The organism is Desulfobacterales bacterium (assembly GCA_029211065.1).
Lineage (GTDB): Bacteria > Desulfobacterota > Desulfobacteria > Desulfobacterales > JARGFK01 > JARGFK01.
In genome coordinates, this window is the sequence record JARGFK010000089.1 from 1 (window position 1) to 19,813 (window position 19,813).

Sequence of the window (19,813 nt, forward strand, 5' to 3'; positions counted from 1 at the left end):
TGGCAATTCACTGCCGAGGATGCCAGGATAAAACTACGCCGCCTCTATCCGACAATTGATGGTTGACGAGACACTAGCCGTCCTGGTGAGGAAATGGATTATAAAAAAGGGGGTCTACTAACTCGCCGCGACAGCCTCTTTGACCGGAAGCGCAACCACGTCTCCATCCAGTTCGGACAAGACGGCATCCAGGCCCGAGGCCAGATCGGTCTTTACACCCTGTACGGTTAGTGCCCGGCTCAGGGCCGGAATAAAAAAGAGTACGTTGTCGGCCGAGCAGGAATACCCCATCAGCCCCACCCGCCAGACCTTGCCCTTCAGCAGTCCGAAACCGCCGCCGATGTCCAGCTTGAACTTGTCCAGCAGATAGCGGCGCAGCTTGACATCGTCCACGCCTTCCGGAATGACGATGGTATTCAGGGTCGGCAGCCGGTGTTCCGGTTTGACCAGCATCTTAAGACCCAGGGCCTCCACGCCGGCGACAAGGGCCTTGTGGTTCTTGCGGTGGCGTAAAAATCGGTTTTGCAGGCCCTCTTCATGGATCAGCAGCAGTGCTTCCAGCAGGGCGTAATTGAGCGTGCTGGAACTGGTATGATGGTACATACGCTCCGGCCCCCAGTACTTTTCCAGCAAGGCCATGTCCAGATACCAGCTCCTCACCATGTGTTTGCGTTTTTTCACCGTTTTGACGGCGCGGTCGCTGAAGGTGATGGGCGATAGCCCCGGCGGAGTGCCGATGCACTTCTGGCTGCAGCTGAAAGCGGCGTCAACTCCCCATTCATCCACCTTGATTTCAATCCCGCCAAGGGATGATACCGTGTCGAGCATCAGCAGGGTATCGAAAGTTTTTGCCAGCCGGACGATATCCGCCATGGGCTGCAGCACGCCGGTGGAAGTTTCGGCATGAACCAGCGCCAGCAGTTTATAAGACCCCTGTTTAAGGGCGGCCTCCACCTTTTCGGGATCGGTGGGTTTTCCCCATTCCTGTTCGATCACAGTGACCTGGGCGTCCTGGCGTTCCGCCATCTGACGGATGCGGTCGCCGAAAAAACCGTGGACACACACCAGCACGCGGTCGCCCGGTTCCAGCAGATTCGCGATGCAGGTCTCCATGCCGGAGGTGCCGGTTCCGGGGGTGGCATGGGTGAGGCGGTTTTTTGTTCCGAATACCGGCGGAAGCAGTTCGCCGATTCGATCCAGCACGTTCAGATATACCGGATCGAGATATCCGATCACCGGAGATGCCAGTGCTTTATATACACGTGGGTGGACATCCAGCGGCCCGGGGCCCATCAATCGCCGCAAGGGTGCTTCCTGTCGGTCTAAATTCATGATTCGATTCCTTTTTTAGTTATGTTGCCGATAGTTGGAACGGCCTGGGCCGTCTGTCAATTTTTAGGCTTATAATGGAATCAAAACGGTGTGTCAAGGGATTGAAAAAAACCTCATCCGACCTAAATCCGGATGATGTTTTCCATCTATGTTTTGCCCGGACCGGAATCCCAGAAAAGCAGCTGTCGTGTTTAATTCTCAGGCGCCATACCAAGGCTTTCGAGTATTGCCCGGGCGATTTTGCTTTTGGTGAAGGGCTTGGCAACAATCAAATCGCCGCTGGGGAAGCGACCGCTGATGGCCTTCTCTTCTTCCTTTGAAATAATGCCTGATATGTAAATAACAGGGGTATTGCGGGTAGCGGGTCTTTCTTTCAAAAGTCCCCTGAATTCATCGCCGGACATTTCGGGCATCATGATGTCTATAAAGAATAAATCCGGGGAATGCGCTTCGGTCAACCGGATGGCTTCCGGTCCGCTTGTGGATTTTATGATGTTCTCAAAACCCAACCGCATCAAGATATCCTCAAGCAGGTCCAAATCGATTTCATTGTCATCGAGAATTAGAATCTTAAAGGTTTCTTTATTAATTTCCATGGCCGCTCCTTGTTTTTAAACCGATTCGTCAGAATTAATTAACCTCATAAACCTTCCCGTTGATAGCGGGATGGTCCAAGCTATGCTTTGCGGGAATGAGCGTTACTTGTTCTCTCACCCGCTTTCCCGCAGAAGCGGGATCGCTTGAGTACACAGAGAGCACAGAGGAAATTATTTTTAGTCTGATTCGCTGAGAGGGCGAATCAGATCAACCATCAGCCCTTTTAGGGTCACCATTAAGCCACCCCTTTTAGAGGTGGTTGTTAACTTAAATATTGCGTTGCCCAGTTGATTCCAAGCTCGGCAAGTTTTTCCCGGGTGGGAATGCCCTTTTCGTCCCAACCCATGATGTGATAATAGGTTTTTTGAGCCTGCTGCAGCTTTTGCGGATCAATCCCCTTAAGGGGGCTGTCGGGGGGCGTGGTTGCGAACCTTGGCGGCAGCATATCGTCTTTGGCCGAGAACCCTTCACGAATATTGAATACACGGGACAGGGTGACGCCGCGCGCCACCACCTTCATCAGTTCGGCGGACGCCATTTCCCAGCCTGTGATGGACGCCAGTGCAGCTTTCACTTCCTGATGGTTCCAGGGGACAAATTTACATAGCCCCAGACAGTTGATCAGCTGCGCCGCGAATCCTTTGTCATGGAGTTTTTGGGCGCTGCCGTCGTCCAGGGGCAAGGTGTCGCTGGAGCCGGTGGCATGGTCGGCTCCGGTGGCATGGATGCTGTAGTGAATGCCCATGGTTTGTTTTAAACGCGGTTCGTGCATGGGAATTTCTTCACCTTTGACCTGCATGGCAAAATCGAAGGCGCCGTTGCCGATTTTTTCAGCAGCACGCCGGGAGCCCTCCGCCAGCAAGTCTCCCAAACCTTTGCGCCGGGCGATCCGCTCCACCATTTCCAGCATGGCCGTGGCATTGCCAAACGTCAGATCCAGCCCCCCGGTGTCATGCAAGGTCAGAATTTTATTTTCAAAAAGATCCATGGCAAAAGAAATCACCACGCCGGTTGAGATGGTATCGATTCCGTATCGATTGCACAGCTCATTGGCTTTCATGATGGCCGCCAGATCATCGATGCCGCAATTGGCACCCAGGGCGGCCAGGGTTTCATACTCAGGCCCCCCGTAAACGGGGTCCACCGTATAAGGTTTTTCAAGTTTGACCACCCGTTTACAGCGAATGGGGCACCCGTAACATCCGGCCATTTTTTCGAGGTAGTTCTCACATAAAATCTGGGGCGTAATTTTCTCAATGCCGGGAAATTTCCCGCCTTTAAAGTTTCGAATGGGGATATTTCCTGTTTTTTCATGATTGACAATCCCCCGGCCGGTTCCCACCATCCAATGCTTGGATCGTTCCTTGAAATTTTTCAGCATGTCCCGGTTGATTTTTTTCAATTCTTGAGGAGCAGCGGTCTGGGGGGGGGCGGTCGCCCTTAACGGCGACGGCTTTCAGGTTTTTTGATCCCATGACCGCGCCGGTCCCGGTCCGGCCGGCAACATGGGTGATGTCATGTAAAATACAGCTGAAACGGACCCGGTTTTCTCCGGCCGGGCCGATGATAGCGGTGCGAATTCGGCCGTCATCAAGTTTAGCCTGAAGGGCGCTGTGGGCGGCGGCCGTTTCCAGACCCCAGAGATCGCCGGCGTCTCGGATTTGAACAGTGCCGTTGTTGACCCAGAGGAAAACTGGGGTTGCGGCAGCGCCTTCGATAATCAGGGCGTCAAAACCGGCTTTTTTCAATTCTGCGCCCCAGTAACCGCCGGCCTCGGATTCACCGTATCCGCCCGAAAGCGGAGACTTGCAGCCGACACTATGGCGGCCGCTGCCGACAAACGGATGACCGCTGATGGGGCCCAGGGCGAAAACGAGTTTGTTCTCAGGCGCAAACGGATCGGTTTTAGCGGGAACTTCCTTTAAAAGGGTATGGACGATAATGCCGCGCCCGCCCAGATACTGCCGGTAGAACGTCTCCGGCGGTGTTTCAATCGTTACCTTACGAGCGGAGAGATCGATTCGGGCAATTTTACCGTTAAACCCTTTCATTTCGGCTCCTTATTGCAGATGTTTGATGATCTCCTGCCAGCTTTCCACAGACGTTTCATCTTCGGTTTCGTCGAAGGTAAACCGCTGCGGCACTTCGTCGGCGGCTTCGGAAACAATGTCGGCGGACCCGATAATGGCCGTCAAGGTAATCCGCCGGCTTTTTAAATCTTTAAACAGGTCCGGTCCCTGCCAGGGAAGAACAGCGGAAGCTGGATACTTATTTTTCGCAATTATTTTTTTGGCAAGGTCCGGTCCCAAAAACCGAACCAGATAAATCAGCTTAAATTTTTTACTCAGAATTTTCAAGGCTTTTTGGGTGTCGCTGACGGCGGTATTTGATAAAAAGTCGCGGCTGAGAACTTCGATTTCAAACAAAAGCGCCCGGTCGGTTTTTTTCATCACCAGAAGGTAAGCGCTGTCGCTATGGCCGTCCATCCGGGCAATGAAGGTTTTCAGGCCGACATCAGCCGGGGTCAATTTCATAAATCCATAACCGTCGCCGCCGCTTAAGACGCGTCCGAGCTTTTGGTCTTCCGAATAAAGATCGACCAGGCGACCCCCTTCGGCAAACAGAATTCCTTTGGTCAAGACCTTTAAATAGACCGGTGTGTGGGTGGTGGTAACGCTGTCAAAAAAGACAACACCGGCTTGGGCCAACTGTGTGTTGCCCCAAAGGAAACTCAACCCCCAAAAGCATATGGATATTAAATACCTGCGCATGGTTCTGATGTTAAGGTTTTTACACGGAGCTGCCCGCAGGCGGCCGAAATGTCCCGGCCCTTGCTGCGACGGATGAGCACCGTGTAATTTTTGTGCAAAAGAATTTCCTGAAACCGCAGAATGGCGGATTCCGGCGGGGGCAGGAAATCACTCTCTTCATACTCATTAAACGGGATCAGGTTGATTTTTGATCGAATCGGCTTGAGCAGATCCGCCAGGCGGACGGCATCTTCCGGGGTGTCGTTGACCCCTTTGATCAGGATGTATTCAAAAGTGATACGCCGATGGGGCGTCAGGGGGTAGTTGCGGCAGGCCTGGAGAAGCGTTTCAATGGGATACCTTCGGTTGATGGGCATGAGCATGTCCCGGGTCCGGTTGTCCGTGGCATTTAACGATACCGCCAAATTGACGCCGGTATCCTGCCCCAGGCTGTTGAGCTTGGAGACCAGGCCGGCCGTGGAGATGGTGATCCGCCGGCTTGCAAAACCGAGGCCGATTTCTCTATTGGTAAAGGTCTCCACCGCCCGCAGCACATTGTCATAATTGGCCAGGGGCTCGCCCATCCCCATCAGGACGATGTTGGTCAGCTGCCGGGCATCATCCTGGTCCATCATGATATCGCGGACCTGGGACACGATTTCGTTCTTGGTCAGGTTCCGCACAAAGCCGCTGCGGGCGGTCAGGCAAAATCGGCAGCCCTGGGCGCAGCCCACCTGGGTGGATATGCACAGGGTGAGGTGGTTCTTTTCCGGTATCAGAACGCTTTCGATGCAGTTGTTGTCGCTGAGCTTAAACAGGTATTTATGGGAACCGTCGGCGGAGGACTCTACTTTTACCCTGGTGAGGCGGTTTAAGCTGAAATGGGTTGAAAGCAGCACCTGGATCTCCTTTTTGATATCGGTTATGACATCAAAGGAATCCGCCTGGCGCGAGTATATCCATCGCAATACCTGTCCGGCACGATAAGGCGCTATGCCATGGGTTTGGAGCCAGAGAACCAGCTCTTCCGGCGTCAGGTCTTTAATATCGATTTTATCAGCGGAATCAATCATTTTAATACTCGTAAGAGAATGATATTTTTCTTGACATAACATGTCAAGAATATTACTTATAAAAATTTCATTGCCATAGAAACGGTTGGGACGACATGTTTGATAATCTCAGCGACAAGCTGAATTTAATATTTAAAAAACTCAAAGGGCATGGTAAGCTGTCCGAAAAAAATATCGAGGAGGGCTTAAAGGAAGTTAGGTTAGCCCTTCTTGAGGCGGATGTCCACTATAAAGTTGTAAAAAAATTTATTGCCGATATCAAAGAGCGGTCCCTGGGCCGGGAGGTCATGGCAAGCCTGACCCCCGGGCAGCAGGTCGTCAAGATCGTCAATGATGAGCTGACCGGATTGATGGGCAGCCGGCATGAAGGACTGAAGATGTCGGGGCCCATACCCGTTTCGGTGATGCTGGTGGGGCTGCAGGGGTCCGGCAAGACCACAACGGCAGGCAAGCTTGCGATTTTTTTAAGAAGCGCCGGTAGAAAACCTTACCTGGTGCCGGCCGATGTGTATCGTCCGGCGGCAATTGATCAGCTTAAAAAACTGGGCGGACAGCTGGGGGTATCCGTGTATCCCTCGCGCCCGGAGATGAATCCGGTGGACATCTGCCGGGACGCCAGGGTGGCGGCTGTCAAAGAAGGATGTGACACCCTGCTGCTGGATACGGCCGGGCGTCTGCACATTGACACGGAGCTGATGGACGAGCTGGTGCGGATCAAGGCGGCGCTGCAGCCGTCCGATATCCTCCTGGTGGCCGATGCCATGACCGGCCAGGATGCCGTCAATATCGCCGGCGCTTTTGATACGGCCCTCGATATCGACGGCGTTGTTCTCAGCAAGATGGACGGCGACGCCCGGGGCGGCGCAGCCATTTCCATCAAGGCGGTCACCGGCAAGCCGATTAAATTCATCGGTGTCGGCGAAAAGCTAAGCGCGCTGGAACCGTTTCATCCGGAACGGATGTCTTCGCGGATACTGGGCATGGGCGACGTCCTGACCATGATTGAGAAAGCCCAGTCCGTGGTGGACCAGGAAAAAGCGGCGCAGCTTGATCAGAAGCTGCGGAAAAATCAGTTTACTTTGGAAGATTTTCGTGATCAGATGGTTCAGATCCGAAAAATGGGTTCTTTAACGGATCTGATCAAGATGATTCCCGGAATGGGGCAAGTAAAACAGCTTAAAAATTTACAGGTGGACGAAAAGGAATTTGTTCGAATCGAAGCCATTATCAACTCCATGACCCCGGCGGAACGGCGTCAGCACACCATGATAAATGGAAGCCGGCGCAAACGGATTGCCCTGGGGAGCGGAACGGCTGTTCAGGATATCAACAAGTTGCTTAAGAACTATACCCAGGTTTTGAAGATGATGAAAAAAATTAACAAGGGCGGCATGCGCGGCCTCGGCCGGGGAATGCTGCCGTTTTAGAGGAGAAACGAAATGTCGGTTAAAATACGATTGGCCAGGCACGGCGCCAAAAAAAGACCTTTTTATCGAATTGTTGTAGCGGATACGGAAGCCCCCAGAGACGGAAGATATCTGGAAGCCGTCGGCACCTACAATCCAGTGCCGAATCCGTCAGAAGTTTCACTAAACGGAGATCGCATCAAGTTCTGGATAGAACAGGGTGCGACGCCAACGGACACAGTGAAAGGCCTGCTGAAGAAAGAGGGTGTTTCCGTTAAATCGGCGTAAATTCACGATCCCGAATTCTCAATAGCCAACAAAGGAGACTGAGCCATGAAAGAGCTGATTAAGTACATTGCCCAGGCACTGGTTGACAATCCGGACCAGGTTCGGGTTGAAGAGGTGGAAGGAAACCAGACCTCTGTGCTTGAACTAAAGGTGGCCAAAGAGGATCTGGGGAAGGTTATCGGGAAGCAGGGACGAACCGCCCGTGCGATGCGAACGATCTTAAGCGCAGCATCCGCCAAGGTAAAGAAAAGAACGGTTTTAGAGATTATCGAATAGCATCGTGGCGAAAAGTGATATTGTCCCCATCGGAAAGATAGTCGGCGTCCATGGAATGGCCGGCAATGTCAAGATTTACTCCTACGTAGCGTCACTGTCTGTATTCAGTCCGGGAACGCTGCTCCTGGCTCGGCATGATAAAGGCGGGGGAAAAACATATTCGGTCAAATGGGCAAAGCCGCACGCCAAGACCGCCCTGTTGTCTCTGGAGGGGATTGAAAACCGAACCCAGGCTGAAGCGCTTGTGGGCAGCGCGCTTTACATTGAGAAAAAGAGCCTGCCGGAACTGGAAGACGACGACTACTACTGGTTTGACCTTATCGGGCTTTCGGTGTTTACGCTTGCCGGAGAATATATCGGCCGGGTGGCGTCCATCATGCCCACCGGCAGCAACGATGTTTACATCGTAACAGATGTTGCCGACGGGCGCCGGAAGGAAACGCTGATTCCCGCGCTTGCGTCGGTGGTTGTCTCCATCGATTTGGAGCAAAAGACCATGCAGGTGGATCTGCCCGACGGGCTGAGATGAGTGATGCGCTTTTTGGTTCTGACAATATTTCCGGAGATATTCAGCTCTTTTTGGGAACACGGGATTGTCAGACGGGCATTAATACAGGACCGGATTTACGCTTCAGCCCTTGATATCCGGGATTTTGCTGGGGGCCGGCACCGAGTTACCGATGACAGGCCTTATGGCGGCGGTTGCGGGATGGTCATGAAGCCCGAACCGCTGGCGGCCGCCATCCGGTCCGCCATGAAACTGGCGCCCACGGCCAGACGGGTGTTGCTGACGCCCCAGGGGCGCGTTTTTGATCAACCCATGGCCCGGACGCTGTCAGCCCAGGAAGGGCTGATTTTAATTTGCGGCCGCTACGAAGGAATGGACGAGCGCATTGGCGACGGTCTGATCGACGACGAGATCTCCATCGGCGATTATGTTCTGACCGGCGGCGAAGTGGCTGCCATGGTTGTCATGGATGCGGTGACGCGGCTGATTCCGGGCGTTCTGGGCGGCAGCGAATCTGCTGCCAGGGACTCTTTTTCGGACAATTTGCTGGAGCATGCCCAGTATACCCGGCCCGATAATTTTGAGGGCGAGGCGGTTCCCGGGGTTCTGCTGTCGGGAAACCACAAAGAAATTGAAAAATGGCGGCTGGAAAGCGCACTTATACGAACATTTTTAAAACGAAAGGATCTGCTGAAGCAAAGATCCTTGAGCAAACCGGAGCAGGAAATCCTGGAAAAGTGGTGCAGCGACATTGAAGAGATTATTCGCACCCAATCTTTACGTGGCGCTGACGCATTATCCGGTGATCAATAAAAATGGCGACACCGTCGCATCGGCCGTAACCAACCTGGACCTTCATGATATATCCCGGTTGTCCCGAACTTACGGCGTGCGGGCCTTTTATGTGATTACCCCGCTGGAAGATCAAAAAATTCTGATCGAGCGGATTGTTTCACACTGGGTCAAGGGTGTCGGCGCGGACTATAACCCCAAGCGGCGCGAAGCCCTGGAACTGATTCGCATCAGGGATTCCCTCCGGGACGTGGCGGCGCACATCAGCAGCAGCGAGGGGCAGGCGGTAAAAACCGTTGCAACCTGCGCCCGGGCTGCCGCGGATTGTCTGAGCTTCAGCGCACTGCGCGCCAAACTGAAAACCGGCGCTCCGCATCTGCTGATTTTCGGAACCGCCTGGGGACTGGCGCAGGAGGTTTTGGATGGAGCGGATTATGTGCTGGCGCCGGTGACGGGTAGAACGACTTATAACCACCTTTCCGTCCGGACGGCAGCCGCCATCATACTGGACCGGTTGACGGAAAGGGAAGGATAACTGAAATTTTAAAAAGATATTCCCGGCTATCCCGGGAGACCTTTGAAAAATGCTCAATTTTGTTCTAGTTTAAGGAAGGCGATCCTGCCCTTGGCGGGATGGAGCCTGTTGGCAAATCCCGCTTGTCGGGGACGCCAAAATTTGGCAAAAGAGAGCGTTTTGCAAGGGTCTCACCAGCAGGAGTGGCCGGCACTAAACCTTGGGAGAGAAAAATGGAAACAGTAAAGCAAATTGAAAGAGAAATGATGCGGCTGGACCTGCCCTCATTTTTTCCGGGAGATACGGTTAAAGTTCATGTCAAAATCAAGGAAGGTGAAAAAGAACGAATTCAGGCCTTTCAGGGTGTTGTGATCAGCAAGCGCAAAGGGCTGGCAAACGCGACCTTCACGGTCCGAAAAGTCTCCTACGGCATCGGAGTGGAGCGAATTTTCCCGATGCACTCGCCGGTCATTGACAGAATCGAGGTCCTGACGCATGGCCGGGTGCGTCGCTCAAAGGTGTATTATCTGCGCAAGCTCAAGGGCAAAGCCGCCAGATTAAAAGAAAAAAGAGTTTCATAATATCTGTTTTTGTCCGCACTGATATGGAATTCGACCTGTGGGTCTTTGAGAAAGAGGCCAAAGAGAAGGGTTTTAAGTCGATCGCAGGCATTGATGAAGCCGGCCGGGGCCCATTGGCCGGCCCGGTTGTGTCGGCGGCGGTGATTTTACCCGATGGCTTTGCGGTTCCGGGCATAACCGATTCAAAGAAATTATCCCACAAAAAGCGCCGGCAGCTGTATGTTGAAATATATGCGCATGCGGTCGCCGTCGGCATCGGTATTGTTGATCCGCCCGAGATCGATCGGATCAACATCCTCCAGGCCGCCCTGCTGTCCATGTCCGTGTCTGTTAAAAGCCTGGTTCCCCAACCGGATTTTCTGCTGATAGACGGCACCTTTCGGATTCCTTCCCCCCTGCCCCAAGGCCCGATTGTGCGCGGCGATAGTCGCAGCATTTCCATTGCGGCGGCATCCATTGTGGCCAAGGTAACCCGGGATAACCTGATGGATGTTTACCATCAGGAATACCCGCAGTTCGGATTCGGCAAACACAAGGGCTATCCCACCCGCGCCCACCGGGCAGCCATCAGGGAATTCGGCTGCTGTCCCATTCACAGAAAAAGTTTCAGGGGTGTAAAAGAATATTTTACATAATTGAACATTTTTTATAAAGCCTCTATCACCGACCCAAACCAGGGCTGATCCTACAGTAGGTGTTAGCTCCCCCCTGCCGGCATGAACAATCCAGAACCAAGCGACCGTATTCGCCAAATGGACTTTAACAAAAAGATCGTTTGTAAAAAAAAGGTCTGACACGAAAAGATCTGGTTGTACGCGTGTTTTTCTGGTATAAATAAATATTCTATTAGGAGCGTATCCATAATAAAAGAGGTTTTCCGGAAAAAGCAGGTTTAATGAAAAAAATACTGATAGTTGATGACAGACAAGACACCGTCGAGCTTCTTGAAATGACCCTTAAAAGGAGCCATTTTGAGGTCCTGAGGGCCGCCAGCGGGGAAAGCGCTCTTGAAATTGCGCGGACGCAAAAGCCGGATCTGATTATTATGGACGTCATGATGCCCGGGGAAATCGACGGTCTGGAAGCGACCCGCATCATCAAAGGCAGTCCGGAAACACGACACTGTAAGGTTGTCATGATCAGCGGCAAAGGTCTGGAGGCCGACCGGGAAGCGGGCCTGCAGGCCGGTGCTCAGGATTACTTCATGAAGCCGTTCAGCCCTCTTGAATTGATCAAACGGGTGGATGAGCTGCTGCGGGATTAGCGTCCGGCGCCCGGCGACTCTCTCCGGGCGCAGCCGGCAGCGAAATACGCCAACATGGCATGGCCGATGCATAACCCACAACCCCTCATGGACAGACCTCTATTTTTACGAATAATTTGATGGGTGTAAAAAATGGCCGAAAAATCTGAACGAAGAGAAGACAGCCGTTTCCAGATAGATCTCATAACGCAAGTGTCCGGCAAAAGCGCCGACGGTAAAATGTTTAGAGAAAAAACGATGCTGCGCAACATGTCCGGCGGCGGGGCCAACTTTATTACCCGCCAGGCCGATTGGTATTTTCAGGGGCAGCAGCTGAATATTAAAATTGATCTGCCCGGCACCATTGATCTGAAGGCCTCTTTGCAGGGGACGGCAACTGTTTCCCGGATCGAACCGCTGCCGGATTCAGATAAACGGCCGGCCGAACGGCGATATGCGGTGGCTGTGGTCATTGCCGTGCCGCTGCAGTTTGTCAGAAAAGATGCGGGGTTGAGCGAAGAAAAACCCGCCGGCGATTTAAAATGAAACCATCGGAATATCGCAGCGTTAAAAGTTTTGTGGGAAAAACCCGGATTGTTCTGGTCCTGCTGGGAATCATTCCCTTTTTGCTGGTTGTGTATTTGTTTGCGGATCAAAGGATAGAACTGTCGGATGTGATCGTTCTGTTTGCAGCACTGGCGCTTTTTTCAATCCTGGCCGGTTTTTATATGATGAGAAGCTCTGCCGATCAGCTGGTTCGACTGGCCAGGGAAACCAGCAAGCTTGACGATGCTGACGATGATGCGCTGCTGCGGATAAAGTCCGACCAGGAACTGCAGGACATTTCCGCGCACTTTAATACGGTCGTCAAAAGGCTCAAGGATGCCAATAAAAACGTAAAAGACCAGTCCATGCAGCTGCTGGTTTATGCCAGGGATCTTGCGCTCTCCTATGAGAAGATCAAGAAGGAAGAAGAGTTAAGATCCCGCCTGAGCCGATATATCGAAAAGAGCCTGGTGGAAAAACTGATTAATTCGGAAAGCAACGTTCTCATTACCAACGAACGCAGGGATGTGACGATTCTTTTTGCGGATATTCGATTATTCACAACCCTTGCCGAAAAGCTGCCGGCAGAAGACGTGGTCGCCATGCTCAACGAGTTTTTTGAAATCATGGTGGATATTGTTTTTCGAAACAACGGCGTCTTGGACAAATTTGTCGGGGATCAGTTGATGGCCGTGTTCGGACTGATCGCTGAGGGGAGCAAGGCGCCCGCGGATGCAGTGGCAGCGGCCATCGAGATGCAGGACGCGCTGACGGAGCTGATGCAGCAGCGTGCCCGACAGGGCCAGGCGGTTTTTAAGATCGGCATCGGCATCAACTCCGGCAGTGCAATCGTCGGAAACGTGGGCTCCCGAAACCGGATGGACTATACCGTTATCGGCGACTGTGTCAATGTTGCCGCCCGCCTGGAAGAGATGGCAAAGGGCGGTGAAATCATTACGGGAGAAGAAACCTACCGGAGTGTCACGGATCAATTCCGGTTTGAGCGAGAGGGGCAGGTGCGTCTCAAGAACAAGTCGGAGCCGGTGGCCTTTTATCAGGTAACCGGCCGGCATCAGGCCTGACCGGCGGTATCACGGTCTCGGCGGGAGAAAGGGCGTGCTGAACAAACAGCAGTTATTCGGCCGGACGGGCGAGACGGCGGCGGCCCGGTTTTTAAAAAAGCAGCGTTATAAAATACTGGAAACCAATTACCGCACCCGTCAGGGAGAAATCGATATTATTGCCAGAGATGGCGATACCATTGTTTTTGTCGAGGTTAAAGCCAGAACTTCCGATCATTTCGGAAATCCCAAAGGGGCGGTGACCCTCCAGAAACAGCGTAAAATATCGATGACGGCGCTTCAGTATCTGAAGGCAACCAAACAAAGCGATGCCAGGGCAAGGTTTGATGTGGTCAGCATCAGCTCCCGGACAGAGCCGCCGGCAATAGAAATTATTAAAAATGCCTTTGAACTTGCCTATAAATAATTTCGCGGAGAATCCACCGGGTCGGCTCTATGTGGTGGGCACGCCCATCGGGAACCGGAGCGACATCACGCTCAGGGCACTTGAGACCCTGAAAATCGTTGACCTTATCGCTGCGGAAGACACCCGCCATACGGCCAGGCTTCTCATCCATTATGGCATCAGAACACCACTGATCTCCTATCATGACTTCAATGAAAAGGAGCGAAGCGCGCAGCTGCTCACCAGGCTTCGGCAGGGGGCCTCCGTTGCGCTGGTCTCCAATGCCGGGACGCCTTCGGTTTCCGATCCGGGCTATGCACTCATTGCGGCGGCGATCGCCGGCAATATCCCCATTGTTCCCATACCGGGGCCGTCGGCTATCATTACAGCCCTTTGCGCGGCCGGTCTTCCCACGGACACGTTCGTATTTTCCGGATTTCCGGCCAGAAAAAAGGGGAAACGCCTGGAAGCGTTAAAAGCGCTATGCCGCGAAGAGCGGACCATCATATTCTATGAATCCCCCCGCCGGCTGCTGGCTTTTTTAGAAGAGCTCCTGGCAGTCTTTGGCGATCGAACGGCCGTGTTGTCCAGAGAGCTGACCAAAATACACGAGGAATTTATCCGGGGACGGCTGTCGGAAATTCTTTTCACGCTCAAACAGCGCGCCGTTATTAAAGGCGAGTGTACCCTGCTGGTGGCGGGATGCAAAGCGGAAGCCGGAGCCGTTTCCGATTTGGTTCAACAGGAGCTGCAGCAGAAACTGAAAACAGGCCAGCGCCGGCTTTCCGACATCGCCAAAGAGATGGCGCTAAAATACAAAGTTTCGAAAAATGAAATTTACAAAGAAGCACTTAAACTAAAAGGGACGTAACCATGGACAAACTAGATGCTATTTTTTCGCCGGAATCGGTTGCCGTTGTCGGCGCCTCCACGACCCCCGGCAAAGTCGGCCACGATATTTTTGCCAATATTTTACGGGGTGGTTTTACCGGGACCCTATATCCCGTCAATCCCAACGCGCGTTCGATTTTAAGCGTGCGGGCCTACCCCAATATCAGGGAAATTCCCGATGCCGTTGACCTGGGGATCATCATTCTGCCGCCCAAGCTCGCGCTGGATGCGGTTGCAGAAAGCATTGAAAAGGGGGTGAAGGGGGTTGTGATTGTTTCAGCCGGCTTTCGCGAGGTCGGCGGCAAAGGCCGCGAGACCGAGGACCGCATTGTGGATTTATGCCGCGAGGCGGGGATTCGCCTGGTAGGGCCCAACTGCCTGGGGGTGATCAATCCGCTGCCGGCGGTGCGCCTGAATGCCAGTTTTTCGGCACGGATGCCGGCGGCCGGCAATATTTCATTTATATCCCAGAGCGGGGCTTTGTGCACGGCCGTCCTGGACTTTGCGGCGGACCGGGATTTCGGATTTTCGAAATTCATCTCCATCGGCAACAAGGCGGATGTGGACGAACTCGATCTCCTGCGCTATCTGCATGAAGACGTCGATACCGAAGTGATCATGATTTATCTGGAAGAACTGCGCCGCGGCCCTGAATTTATAGAGGCCGTAAAGGAGATAACTTCCGGCGACCGGCGCCCCACGCCGGTCCTGGTGATCAAATCCGGGCGCACCAGCGCGGGCGCCATGGCGGCAGCTTCCCACACCGGCGCCCTGGCCGGAACCGAGGCCGTGTATGACGCCATCTTTCAGCAGGCCGGCATCATCCGGGTCGATTCCATTGATGAGCTTTTCGATTTTGCAACAGCCTTTGCCTACCGCAACGAAAATGAACTGGGCAAGCTGCGGCGCAAAGTACCGGGGGGCAATCGGGTCGCCATCGTTACCAATGCCGGCGGTCCGGGAATTGTCGCCACGGACATGACGGTGTCGTCCGGGTTGGTGCTTGCCAAATTCAAGGAAGAGACCACCGAGTCCCTTGCCAGCCACCTGCCGTTTACCGCCAATGTGCACAATCCCGTGGATGTCATCGGCGACGCTGCCCAGGATCGCTATGAAAATGCTCTGGGTGCCGTCATTAAGGACGAAGGGGTTGACGGCGCGCTGGTGATCCTGACGCCCCAGTCCATGACCAATGTGCTGGGGACGGCCGAAGCCATTGTTCGGATCGCCCGGCGATCCCCCAAGCCGATTCTGTGCTGCTTTATGGGGATCATCGATGTTTCGGCCGGCGTGAAATACTTGCAGGAGCACGGCATTCCGGTTTTCCGCTTTCCGGAAAATGCCGCCAAGGCTTTTGGCGCCCTCTATCGCTATTCCAACTGGCTGAACCGGCAGCACCTGGCCCAGTTCAGTCTGAAAACGGACAAGGCCTGCGCGCAGCAAATCATTGCCGACAGCCTGTCGGCCGGCAAAACCCATCTGGGAGAGCTGGACGGGGCCGAACTGCTGGAATGCTACGGCTTTAATGTGCTGCCGGTGCGTCTGGCCACGGGCGAAGCAGAAGCCGTCGGTTTTGCCGAGGAGATGTCGTTTCCGGTGGTCATGAAAATTGTGTCCGACCAGATTTTGCACAAGACAGATGCCGGCGGTGTGGTGGTGGGGATAGAAAATCGTGAACGTGTCAAGAAGGCTTATCATCAGATTATGGAAGGGGCTAAAAAATATAACCCCAATGCCGTCATCAAAGGCGTCCTTGTTGAAAAAATGGCAACCCCGGGCGTTGAGGTCATTCTAGGGATGAACCACTATCCGATTTTCGGACCGCTTTTGATGTGCGGCCTGGGGGGTATTTTTGTTGAACTTTTTCAGGATGTGGTTTTTCGCCTGGCCCCGATTCAGCGCAATGAAGCCCGCCGGATGGTCCGCAGCATTCGCGGGTACAAACTGTTCCAGGGATTCAGAGGAAAGCCCAAAGCCGATATCGAGTCCATCGAAAAGGCGATGGTCCGATTGTCGGAAATGGTGATAAATCATCCGGAGATCAGCGAGATGGATATCAACCCCCTGCTGGTGCATCCCGAGGGCCAGGGGGCTACCGTGGCCGACTGCCGCATTATTTTAAAGCAGCCTGATGGGTCTGAAAAATAAGTCCGATACGATCTTTCCGGTGATCCTGGCGGTTCCGGAAACGGACCGGCGCCTGAAAGGGAGAGAAAAAACGATTGCGTTGAGCGGCTACGCCCGACGCGCCCTGGAATTGTCGTCTCAAAAAAACGGCATCATTTTAGCGCAGCTGTTAAAGGAAGAAAACGGCGCGCCGCTTCCGTTTAGCGGCAACCACTGGTCTCTGTCTCACAAATCCGCCTATGTCGGCGGGGTGGCCGCCGGATTTCGGATCGGCATCGACATCGAACGAATCCGACCGATCCAGAAAGCCCTTTACCGCAGGACAGCCACGGATGACGAGTGGCGCCTCTCCAGCGAGGCGCCTTTACAGCTTTTTTTTCGTTACTGGACGGCCAAGGAAGCAGTGCTTAAAGCGGCCGCCATCGGTCTAAAGGATCTTACCAAATGCCGTATCGGCAAGGTGCTTGACGAACATCACCTGATAGTGGATTATTTGGATAAACCCTGGCTGGTGGCGCAGGTCTTTTTTGACGGTCATGTGGCTGCAGTCGTCAGTCCCGTCCGGGAGGTTCAATGGACGCTGGTGACCGAAAACGGTCGACAAAGTAGAATCACAACGGTACGTTCTATCACTAAAAGTTAATCGAAGTGTCGGCGAATTATTCCCGGAAAGGGCCTGAAAAACTCGGGTCAAAGTGACCGTAAAGCTGAACAGGATCTTACCCGCAAAATAATTTCCGGGTAGAATGATCTTATCGGCACCACGAATGCAGCCATATTAGCTGTTCAGCCCAACGCTCACTAAGACCCTCAAACAGTTTCATGCCCTTTCCGGGAACAATTCGCCAGCTTGTGTTTGCGACTTTGTTTTATAAGCAGATCCAAATTTGAAAGGAGATTAATGATGCAGGTGACTTTTTATGGCGGGGTTCGGGAAGTAACCGGATCGATGCATGTGCTGGCAAACGAAACCGATCGTATTCTGCTGGATTGCGGCATGTTTCAGGGACGTCGCAAAGAGAGTGAAGAAAAAAACAAAACCCTTCCCTTTGATCCCGGCATTATCACCAATGTGGTGCTTTCCCATGCGCATATCGACCATTCCGGCCGGATCCCGCTCCTGACCAAGCAGAATTTCAGCGGCCGGATTGTCTGCACCCGGGTTGCGGCCGATGCCTGCGAGTATCTCCTGCTGGACGCCGGCCACATCCAGGAGTCGGATGCCAAGTACCTCAACTATAAGTCCCTGCGGGCGCTGTTATATCAGATGAGCTTGTCGCCACGGACTCAAAAGCTTTCAAAAACAAAGGAAAAAAAGATCAAGCAGCTTCTCAAGAAAAACCGACATGAGCTGAATACCGAAGCCATCAATTCGCTCATGGATAAATATCGCCTGGAGCGGGTCCGGCCGATTTACACCATCGAAGATGCCGAAAAGGCGCTGACCTACTTTGACGGTTATCCCTACCAGCACGAGGTGGTCATCGGTAAAGATCTGAGCTGCACTTTTTATGAAGCCGGCCACATTCTGGGATCGGCCATCACCATTATCAAGGCCCGGGAAAACGGACGCGCCTATAACATCTGCTACACCGGTGATATCGGGCGTTTCAACAAACCGATCCTGAAAGACCCGAACCTGAAATTTTCCGACGATGATTTGGATATCGACCTGCTGATTATGGAAAGCACCTATGGAGACCGCTTTCATGATCCGGTGGAAGATATTTCCAGTCAGCTTAAAGCGGTTCTGACGGACACCGTGGAACGGGGCGGGACCCTGGTGATCCCGGCCTTTGCCTACGGCCGCACCCAGGAGTTGATCTATACTCTGCACGAACTTTACAACCAGGGGGATGTGCCCAAGGTGCCGATTTATGTGGACAGCCCGCTGGCAACCAAGCTGACCCGGATTTTCGGCGAGCACCCGGAAGTATATGATCGCGAGACCCATGAGACCTTTCTGCAAAAAGGCCAAAACCCGTTTTCTTTTGAACAGATGCATTTTGTCGGATCGGTGGAAGAATCCATGGCCCTGAACCGTGATGAGAAACCGCACATTGTGATTTCCGCCTCAGGCATGTGCGAAGCCGGGCGGATTCTGCATCATCTGCGCTACAAGATCCATAATGAGAAAAACACGATTCTGATTGTGGGCTTCATGGCCCAGCATACCCTCGGCCGGCGCATTCACGAGCTGGGCGAGGCCTATGCGGCCGCCGGCCGCAGCGGGGAACCGCCCCTGGTGAAAATTCTCAACAAAGAATATCCCCTAAAGGCACAGGTAGTGAAGCTGGGCGGGTTCAGCGCCCATGCCGATAAAACTGAAATGCTGCGGTTTTTAAAAGATTCTAAATTCAGGATTAAAAAAATTGCCGCGGTGCACGGCGAAGAAGAACAGACCCTGGCCTTTGAAAAATTTCTGGAAAATGAAGGGTTCGATGTGATCGTGCCCCGGGCCGGCGAGACGGTTCAGATCCGATAAAATTAAAAATAATAGGGGGTTGCCGCAGCAACCCCCTATTATTTTTGTTGGTGTTAGTTATTCCAGCAGGCGCCGGGGCCGTAGCCCATCATTCCAGGGCCCATACCATACCCACCCCTGCCGTAGCCGCCTCCCATGTGACGTCCATAGCCGTACCCGCCGCCGGAACGGTTGTCCGGGGCGATTTTGCGGGCTTCGATTTCATAGGCGACCATTTTTTCATCCAGTTTGGCGCGAAGATCGGAAACTTCTTTTTGAATCATGGTAACCTTTGCAGTGTCGGGACTGGTCTCTGCCAGGGCTGCATTCAGTTCAGCAGATTTAGCCCAGAGCTTGTCCCGCAAATCACGGTTTTCATCGTAAAATTTGCGGTCAAGATCGGTCAGCCGGTCCTGCTGCTCCCGGGTCAGCGATGACGCATACCCTCTGTTGTCCTGATCATAGTTGCCGGGGCCTCTGCCCCAGTTTCCCATCATATGACCGCCGCCCCAGCCCCATCCTTGCGCCCAGCTCATGACCGGCACGACCAGCAGGCCGCTCAGCAGCGTGATACCCAATATAGTGATAAGTTTTTTCATGGTTTGATCTCCTTTATTTAACGTTATAAGTTTTGTTGTTCCATGGCCCACACAAGCGGACCTTTCATTGCTTAACTGATATAGACAGCAAAGAGCGTGCCACCATGTGGCACGATTTGATATCTATTTGAAATATAAGGCGCTTTTTTTTGGATTCAAGCAGAACGGAAAGCGTTGGTGCAAAATCGGGGGTGTGAAATGGATAAAATATAACCGGTTTATGGGGATGAAACCAGGTCTTTATGGATAAAAAATATCCAGCCGGAACAAATTGGCGGCCGCTTAATTTGACTTCGTAAATTTTGTTTAGCCATTCTGCCGTCCCCGCATTCGTTGTTTTCGCGTGTGTGATTCTATGG

Annotated in this window: 23 protein-coding genes; 16 read left to right on the top strand and 7 right to left on the bottom strand. The window is 53.1% G+C overall.

Annotated elements, in window-relative coordinates; all coding sequences use genetic code 11:
• Positions 1–117 precede the first annotated feature (117 nt).
• From P1P89_16865 to rlmN, 6 genes are all read right to left on the bottom strand, one after another.
• Positions 118–1,332 (bottom strand): alanine--glyoxylate aminotransferase family protein, encoded by a 1,215-nt coding sequence (locus tag P1P89_16865; protein MDF1593189.1) that lies wholly within the window; start codon positions 1,330–1,332, stop codon positions 118–120.
• A 191-nt stretch (positions 1,333–1,523) separates the two neighbouring features.
• Entirely contained in the window at positions 1,524–1,928 is a 405-nt protein-coding gene (locus tag P1P89_16870; protein MDF1593190.1) for a response regulator, read from the bottom strand.
• 263 nt (positions 1,929–2,191) lie between these two features.
• Entirely contained in the window at positions 2,192–3,310 is a 1,119-nt protein-coding gene (locus P1P89_16875) for an aldehyde ferredoxin oxidoreductase C-terminal domain-containing protein (GenBank protein MDF1593191.1), read from the bottom strand.
• Positions 3,240–3,980, bottom strand: a complete 741-nt coding sequence (locus P1P89_16880; GenBank protein ID MDF1593192.1) for an aldehyde ferredoxin oxidoreductase N-terminal domain-containing protein — start codon at positions 3,978–3,980, stop codon at positions 3,240–3,242. Before P1P89_16880 ends, P1P89_16875 begins: the two co-directional genes overlap by 71 nt.
• A 9-nt stretch (positions 3,981–3,989) precedes the next feature.
• Entirely contained in the window at positions 3,990–4,637 is a 648-nt protein-coding gene (locus P1P89_16885) for a hypothetical protein (GenBank protein ID MDF1593193.1), read from the bottom strand.
• Positions 4,638–4,684: 47 nt separating this feature from the next.
• Positions 4,685–5,752 (bottom strand): 23S rRNA (adenine(2503)-C(2))-methyltransferase RlmN, encoded by a 1,068-nt coding sequence (gene rlmN / locus P1P89_16890; protein ID MDF1593194.1) that lies wholly within the window; start codon positions 5,750–5,752, stop codon positions 4,685–4,687.
• Between the two features lie 95 nt (positions 5,753–5,847).
• On the opposite strand from rlmN, the gene ffh reads away from it, so the two are divergent.
• From ffh to P1P89_16970, 16 genes are all read left to right on the top strand, one after another.
• Complete coding sequence (gene ffh, locus P1P89_16895) at positions 5,848–7,179, top strand: signal recognition particle protein (GenBank protein MDF1593195.1); 1,332 nt, start codon at positions 5,848–5,850, stop codon at positions 7,177–7,179.
• A 12-nt stretch (positions 7,180–7,191) separates the two neighbouring features.
• Entirely contained in the window at positions 7,192–7,446 is a 255-nt protein-coding gene (rpsP, locus tag P1P89_16900; GenBank protein MDF1593196.1) for a 30S ribosomal protein S16, read from the top strand.
• A 45-nt stretch (positions 7,447–7,491) separates the two neighbouring features.
• Entirely contained in the window at positions 7,492–7,722 is a 231-nt protein-coding gene (locus P1P89_16905) for a KH domain-containing protein (protein ID MDF1593197.1), read from the top strand.
• A gap of 4 nt (positions 7,723–7,726) precedes the next feature.
• Positions 7,727–8,251 carry a ribosome maturation factor RimM gene (rimM, locus tag P1P89_16910; protein ID MDF1593198.1) on the top strand — a complete coding sequence of 175 codons (525 nt, stop codon included), beginning with the start codon at positions 7,727–7,729 and terminating at the stop codon, positions 8,249–8,251.
• 3 nt (positions 8,252–8,254) lie between these two features.
• The gene (gene trmD, locus P1P89_16915) at positions 8,255–9,043 is read left to right on the top strand and encodes a tRNA (guanosine(37)-N1)-methyltransferase TrmD (protein ID MDF1593199.1); all 789 of its coding nucleotides are present in this window, start codon (positions 8,255–8,257) and stop codon (positions 9,041–9,043) included.
• Complete coding sequence (locus P1P89_16920; protein ID MDF1593200.1) at positions 8,982–9,557, top strand: RNA methyltransferase; 576 nt, start codon at positions 8,982–8,984, stop codon at positions 9,555–9,557. Before trmD ends, P1P89_16920 begins: the two co-directional genes overlap by 62 nt.
• A 212-nt stretch (positions 9,558–9,769) precedes the next feature.
• Positions 9,770–10,117, top strand: coding sequence for a 50S ribosomal protein L19 (rplS, locus tag P1P89_16925; GenBank protein MDF1593201.1), 348 nt, complete (start codon positions 9,770–9,772; stop codon positions 10,115–10,117).
• Positions 10,118–10,140: 23 nt separating this feature from the next.
• Positions 10,141–10,752 (top strand): ribonuclease HII, encoded by a 612-nt coding sequence (locus P1P89_16930; GenBank protein ID MDF1593202.1) that lies wholly within the window; start codon positions 10,141–10,143, stop codon positions 10,750–10,752.
• Between the two features lie 260 nt (positions 10,753–11,012).
• Positions 11,013–11,381 carry a response regulator gene (locus tag P1P89_16935; protein ID MDF1593203.1) on the top strand — a complete coding sequence of 123 codons (369 nt, stop codon included), beginning with the start codon at positions 11,013–11,015 and terminating at the stop codon, positions 11,379–11,381.
• Between the two features lie 132 nt (positions 11,382–11,513).
• On the top strand, positions 11,514–11,906 hold the full coding sequence (locus P1P89_16940; GenBank protein MDF1593204.1) for a PilZ domain-containing protein: 393 nt from the start codon (positions 11,514–11,516) through the stop codon (positions 11,904–11,906).
• Positions 11,903–12,988, top strand: coding sequence for an adenylate/guanylate cyclase domain-containing protein (locus P1P89_16945; GenBank protein ID MDF1593205.1), 1,086 nt, complete (start codon positions 11,903–11,905; stop codon positions 12,986–12,988). Before P1P89_16940 ends, P1P89_16945 begins: the two co-directional genes overlap by 4 nt.
• Before the next feature lie 34 nt (positions 12,989–13,022).
• Positions 13,023–13,394 carry a YraN family protein gene (locus P1P89_16950; GenBank protein MDF1593206.1) on the top strand — a complete coding sequence of 124 codons (372 nt, stop codon included), beginning with the start codon at positions 13,023–13,025 and terminating at the stop codon, positions 13,392–13,394.
• The gene (rsmI, locus tag P1P89_16955; GenBank protein ID MDF1593207.1) at positions 13,369–14,244 is read left to right on the top strand and encodes a 16S rRNA (cytidine(1402)-2'-O)-methyltransferase; all 876 of its coding nucleotides are present in this window, start codon (positions 13,369–13,371) and stop codon (positions 14,242–14,244) included. The genes P1P89_16950 and rsmI overlap by 26 nt, the downstream gene beginning before the upstream one ends.
• A 2-nt stretch (positions 14,245–14,246) precedes the next feature.
• Complete coding sequence (locus tag P1P89_16960) at positions 14,247–16,412, top strand: acetate--CoA ligase family protein (GenBank protein ID MDF1593208.1); 2,166 nt, start codon at positions 14,247–14,249, stop codon at positions 16,410–16,412.
• Entirely contained in the window at positions 16,396–17,034 is a 639-nt protein-coding gene (locus tag P1P89_16965) for a 4'-phosphopantetheinyl transferase superfamily protein (protein ID MDF1593209.1), read from the top strand. Before P1P89_16960 ends, P1P89_16965 begins: the two co-directional genes overlap by 17 nt.
• A gap of 261 nt (positions 17,035–17,295) precedes the next feature.
• Positions 17,296–18,876, top strand: a complete 1,581-nt coding sequence (locus tag P1P89_16970) for an MBL fold metallo-hydrolase (GenBank protein ID MDF1593210.1) — start codon at positions 17,296–17,298, stop codon at positions 18,874–18,876.
• A 53-nt stretch (positions 18,877–18,929) separates the two neighbouring features.
• On the opposite strand, the gene P1P89_16975 is transcribed toward P1P89_16970, so the two are convergent.
• Positions 18,930–19,454 carry a periplasmic heavy metal sensor gene (locus P1P89_16975; protein ID MDF1593211.1) on the bottom strand — a complete coding sequence of 175 codons (525 nt, stop codon included), beginning with the start codon at positions 19,452–19,454 and terminating at the stop codon, positions 18,930–18,932.
• Positions 19,455–19,813: the final 359 nt, after the last annotated feature.

Bases quoted from the DNA above. Each gene is read 5' to 3' on its own strand.
- P1P89_16960 (MDF1593208.1), top strand. From the start codon at position 14,247: ATGGACAAACTAGATGCTATTTTTTCGCCGGAATCGGTTGCCGTTGTC.
- trmD (MDF1593199.1), top strand. From the start codon at position 8,255: ATGCGCTTTTTGGTTCTGACAATATTTCCGGAGATATTCAGCTCTTTT.
- P1P89_16945 (MDF1593205.1), top strand. From the start codon at position 11,903: ATGAAACCATCGGAATATCGCAGCGTTAAAAGTTTTGTGGGAAAAACC.
- P1P89_16905 (MDF1593197.1), top strand. From the start codon at position 7,492: ATGAAAGAGCTGATTAAGTACATTGCCCAGGCACTGGTTGACAATCCG.
- P1P89_16930 (MDF1593202.1), top strand. From the start codon at position 10,141: ATGGAATTCGACCTGTGGGTCTTTGAGAAAGAGGCCAAAGAGAAGGGT.
- P1P89_16870 (MDF1593190.1), bottom strand. From the start codon at position 1,928: ATGGAAATTAATAAAGAAACCTTTAAGATTCTAATTCTCGATGACAAT.
- rplS (MDF1593201.1), top strand. From the start codon at position 9,770: ATGGAAACAGTAAAGCAAATTGAAAGAGAAATGATGCGGCTGGACCTG.
- P1P89_16875 (MDF1593191.1), bottom strand. From the start codon at position 3,310: ATGCTGAAAAATTTCAAGGAACGATCCAAGCATTGGATGGTGGGAACC.
- P1P89_16880 (MDF1593192.1), bottom strand. From the start codon at position 3,980: ATGAAAGGGTTTAACGGTAAAATTGCCCGAATCGATCTCTCCGCTCGT.
- P1P89_16940 (MDF1593204.1), top strand. From the start codon at position 11,514: ATGGCCGAAAAATCTGAACGAAGAGAAGACAGCCGTTTCCAGATAGAT.
- rsmI (MDF1593207.1), top strand. From the start codon at position 13,369: ATGCCTTTGAACTTGCCTATAAATAATTTCGCGGAGAATCCACCGGGT.
- rpsP (MDF1593196.1), top strand. From the start codon at position 7,192: ATGTCGGTTAAAATACGATTGGCCAGGCACGGCGCCAAAAAAAGACCT.
- P1P89_16970 (MDF1593210.1), top strand. From the start codon at position 17,296: ATGCAGGTGACTTTTTATGGCGGGGTTCGGGAAGTAACCGGATCGATG.
- P1P89_16935 (MDF1593203.1), top strand. From the start codon at position 11,013: ATGAAAAAAATACTGATAGTTGATGACAGACAAGACACCGTCGAGCTT.
- rlmN (MDF1593194.1), bottom strand. From the start codon at position 5,752: ATGATTGATTCCGCTGATAAAATCGATATTAAAGACCTGACGCCGGAA.
- ffh (MDF1593195.1), top strand. From the start codon at position 5,848: ATGTTTGATAATCTCAGCGACAAGCTGAATTTAATATTTAAAAAACTC.
- P1P89_16965 (MDF1593209.1), top strand. From the start codon at position 16,396: ATGGGTCTGAAAAATAAGTCCGATACGATCTTTCCGGTGATCCTGGCG.
- P1P89_16975 (MDF1593211.1), bottom strand. From the start codon at position 19,454: ATGAAAAAACTTATCACTATATTGGGTATCACGCTGCTGAGCGGCCTG.
- P1P89_16865 (MDF1593189.1), bottom strand. From the start codon at position 1,332: ATGAATTTAGACCGACAGGAAGCACCCTTGCGGCGATTGATGGGCCCC.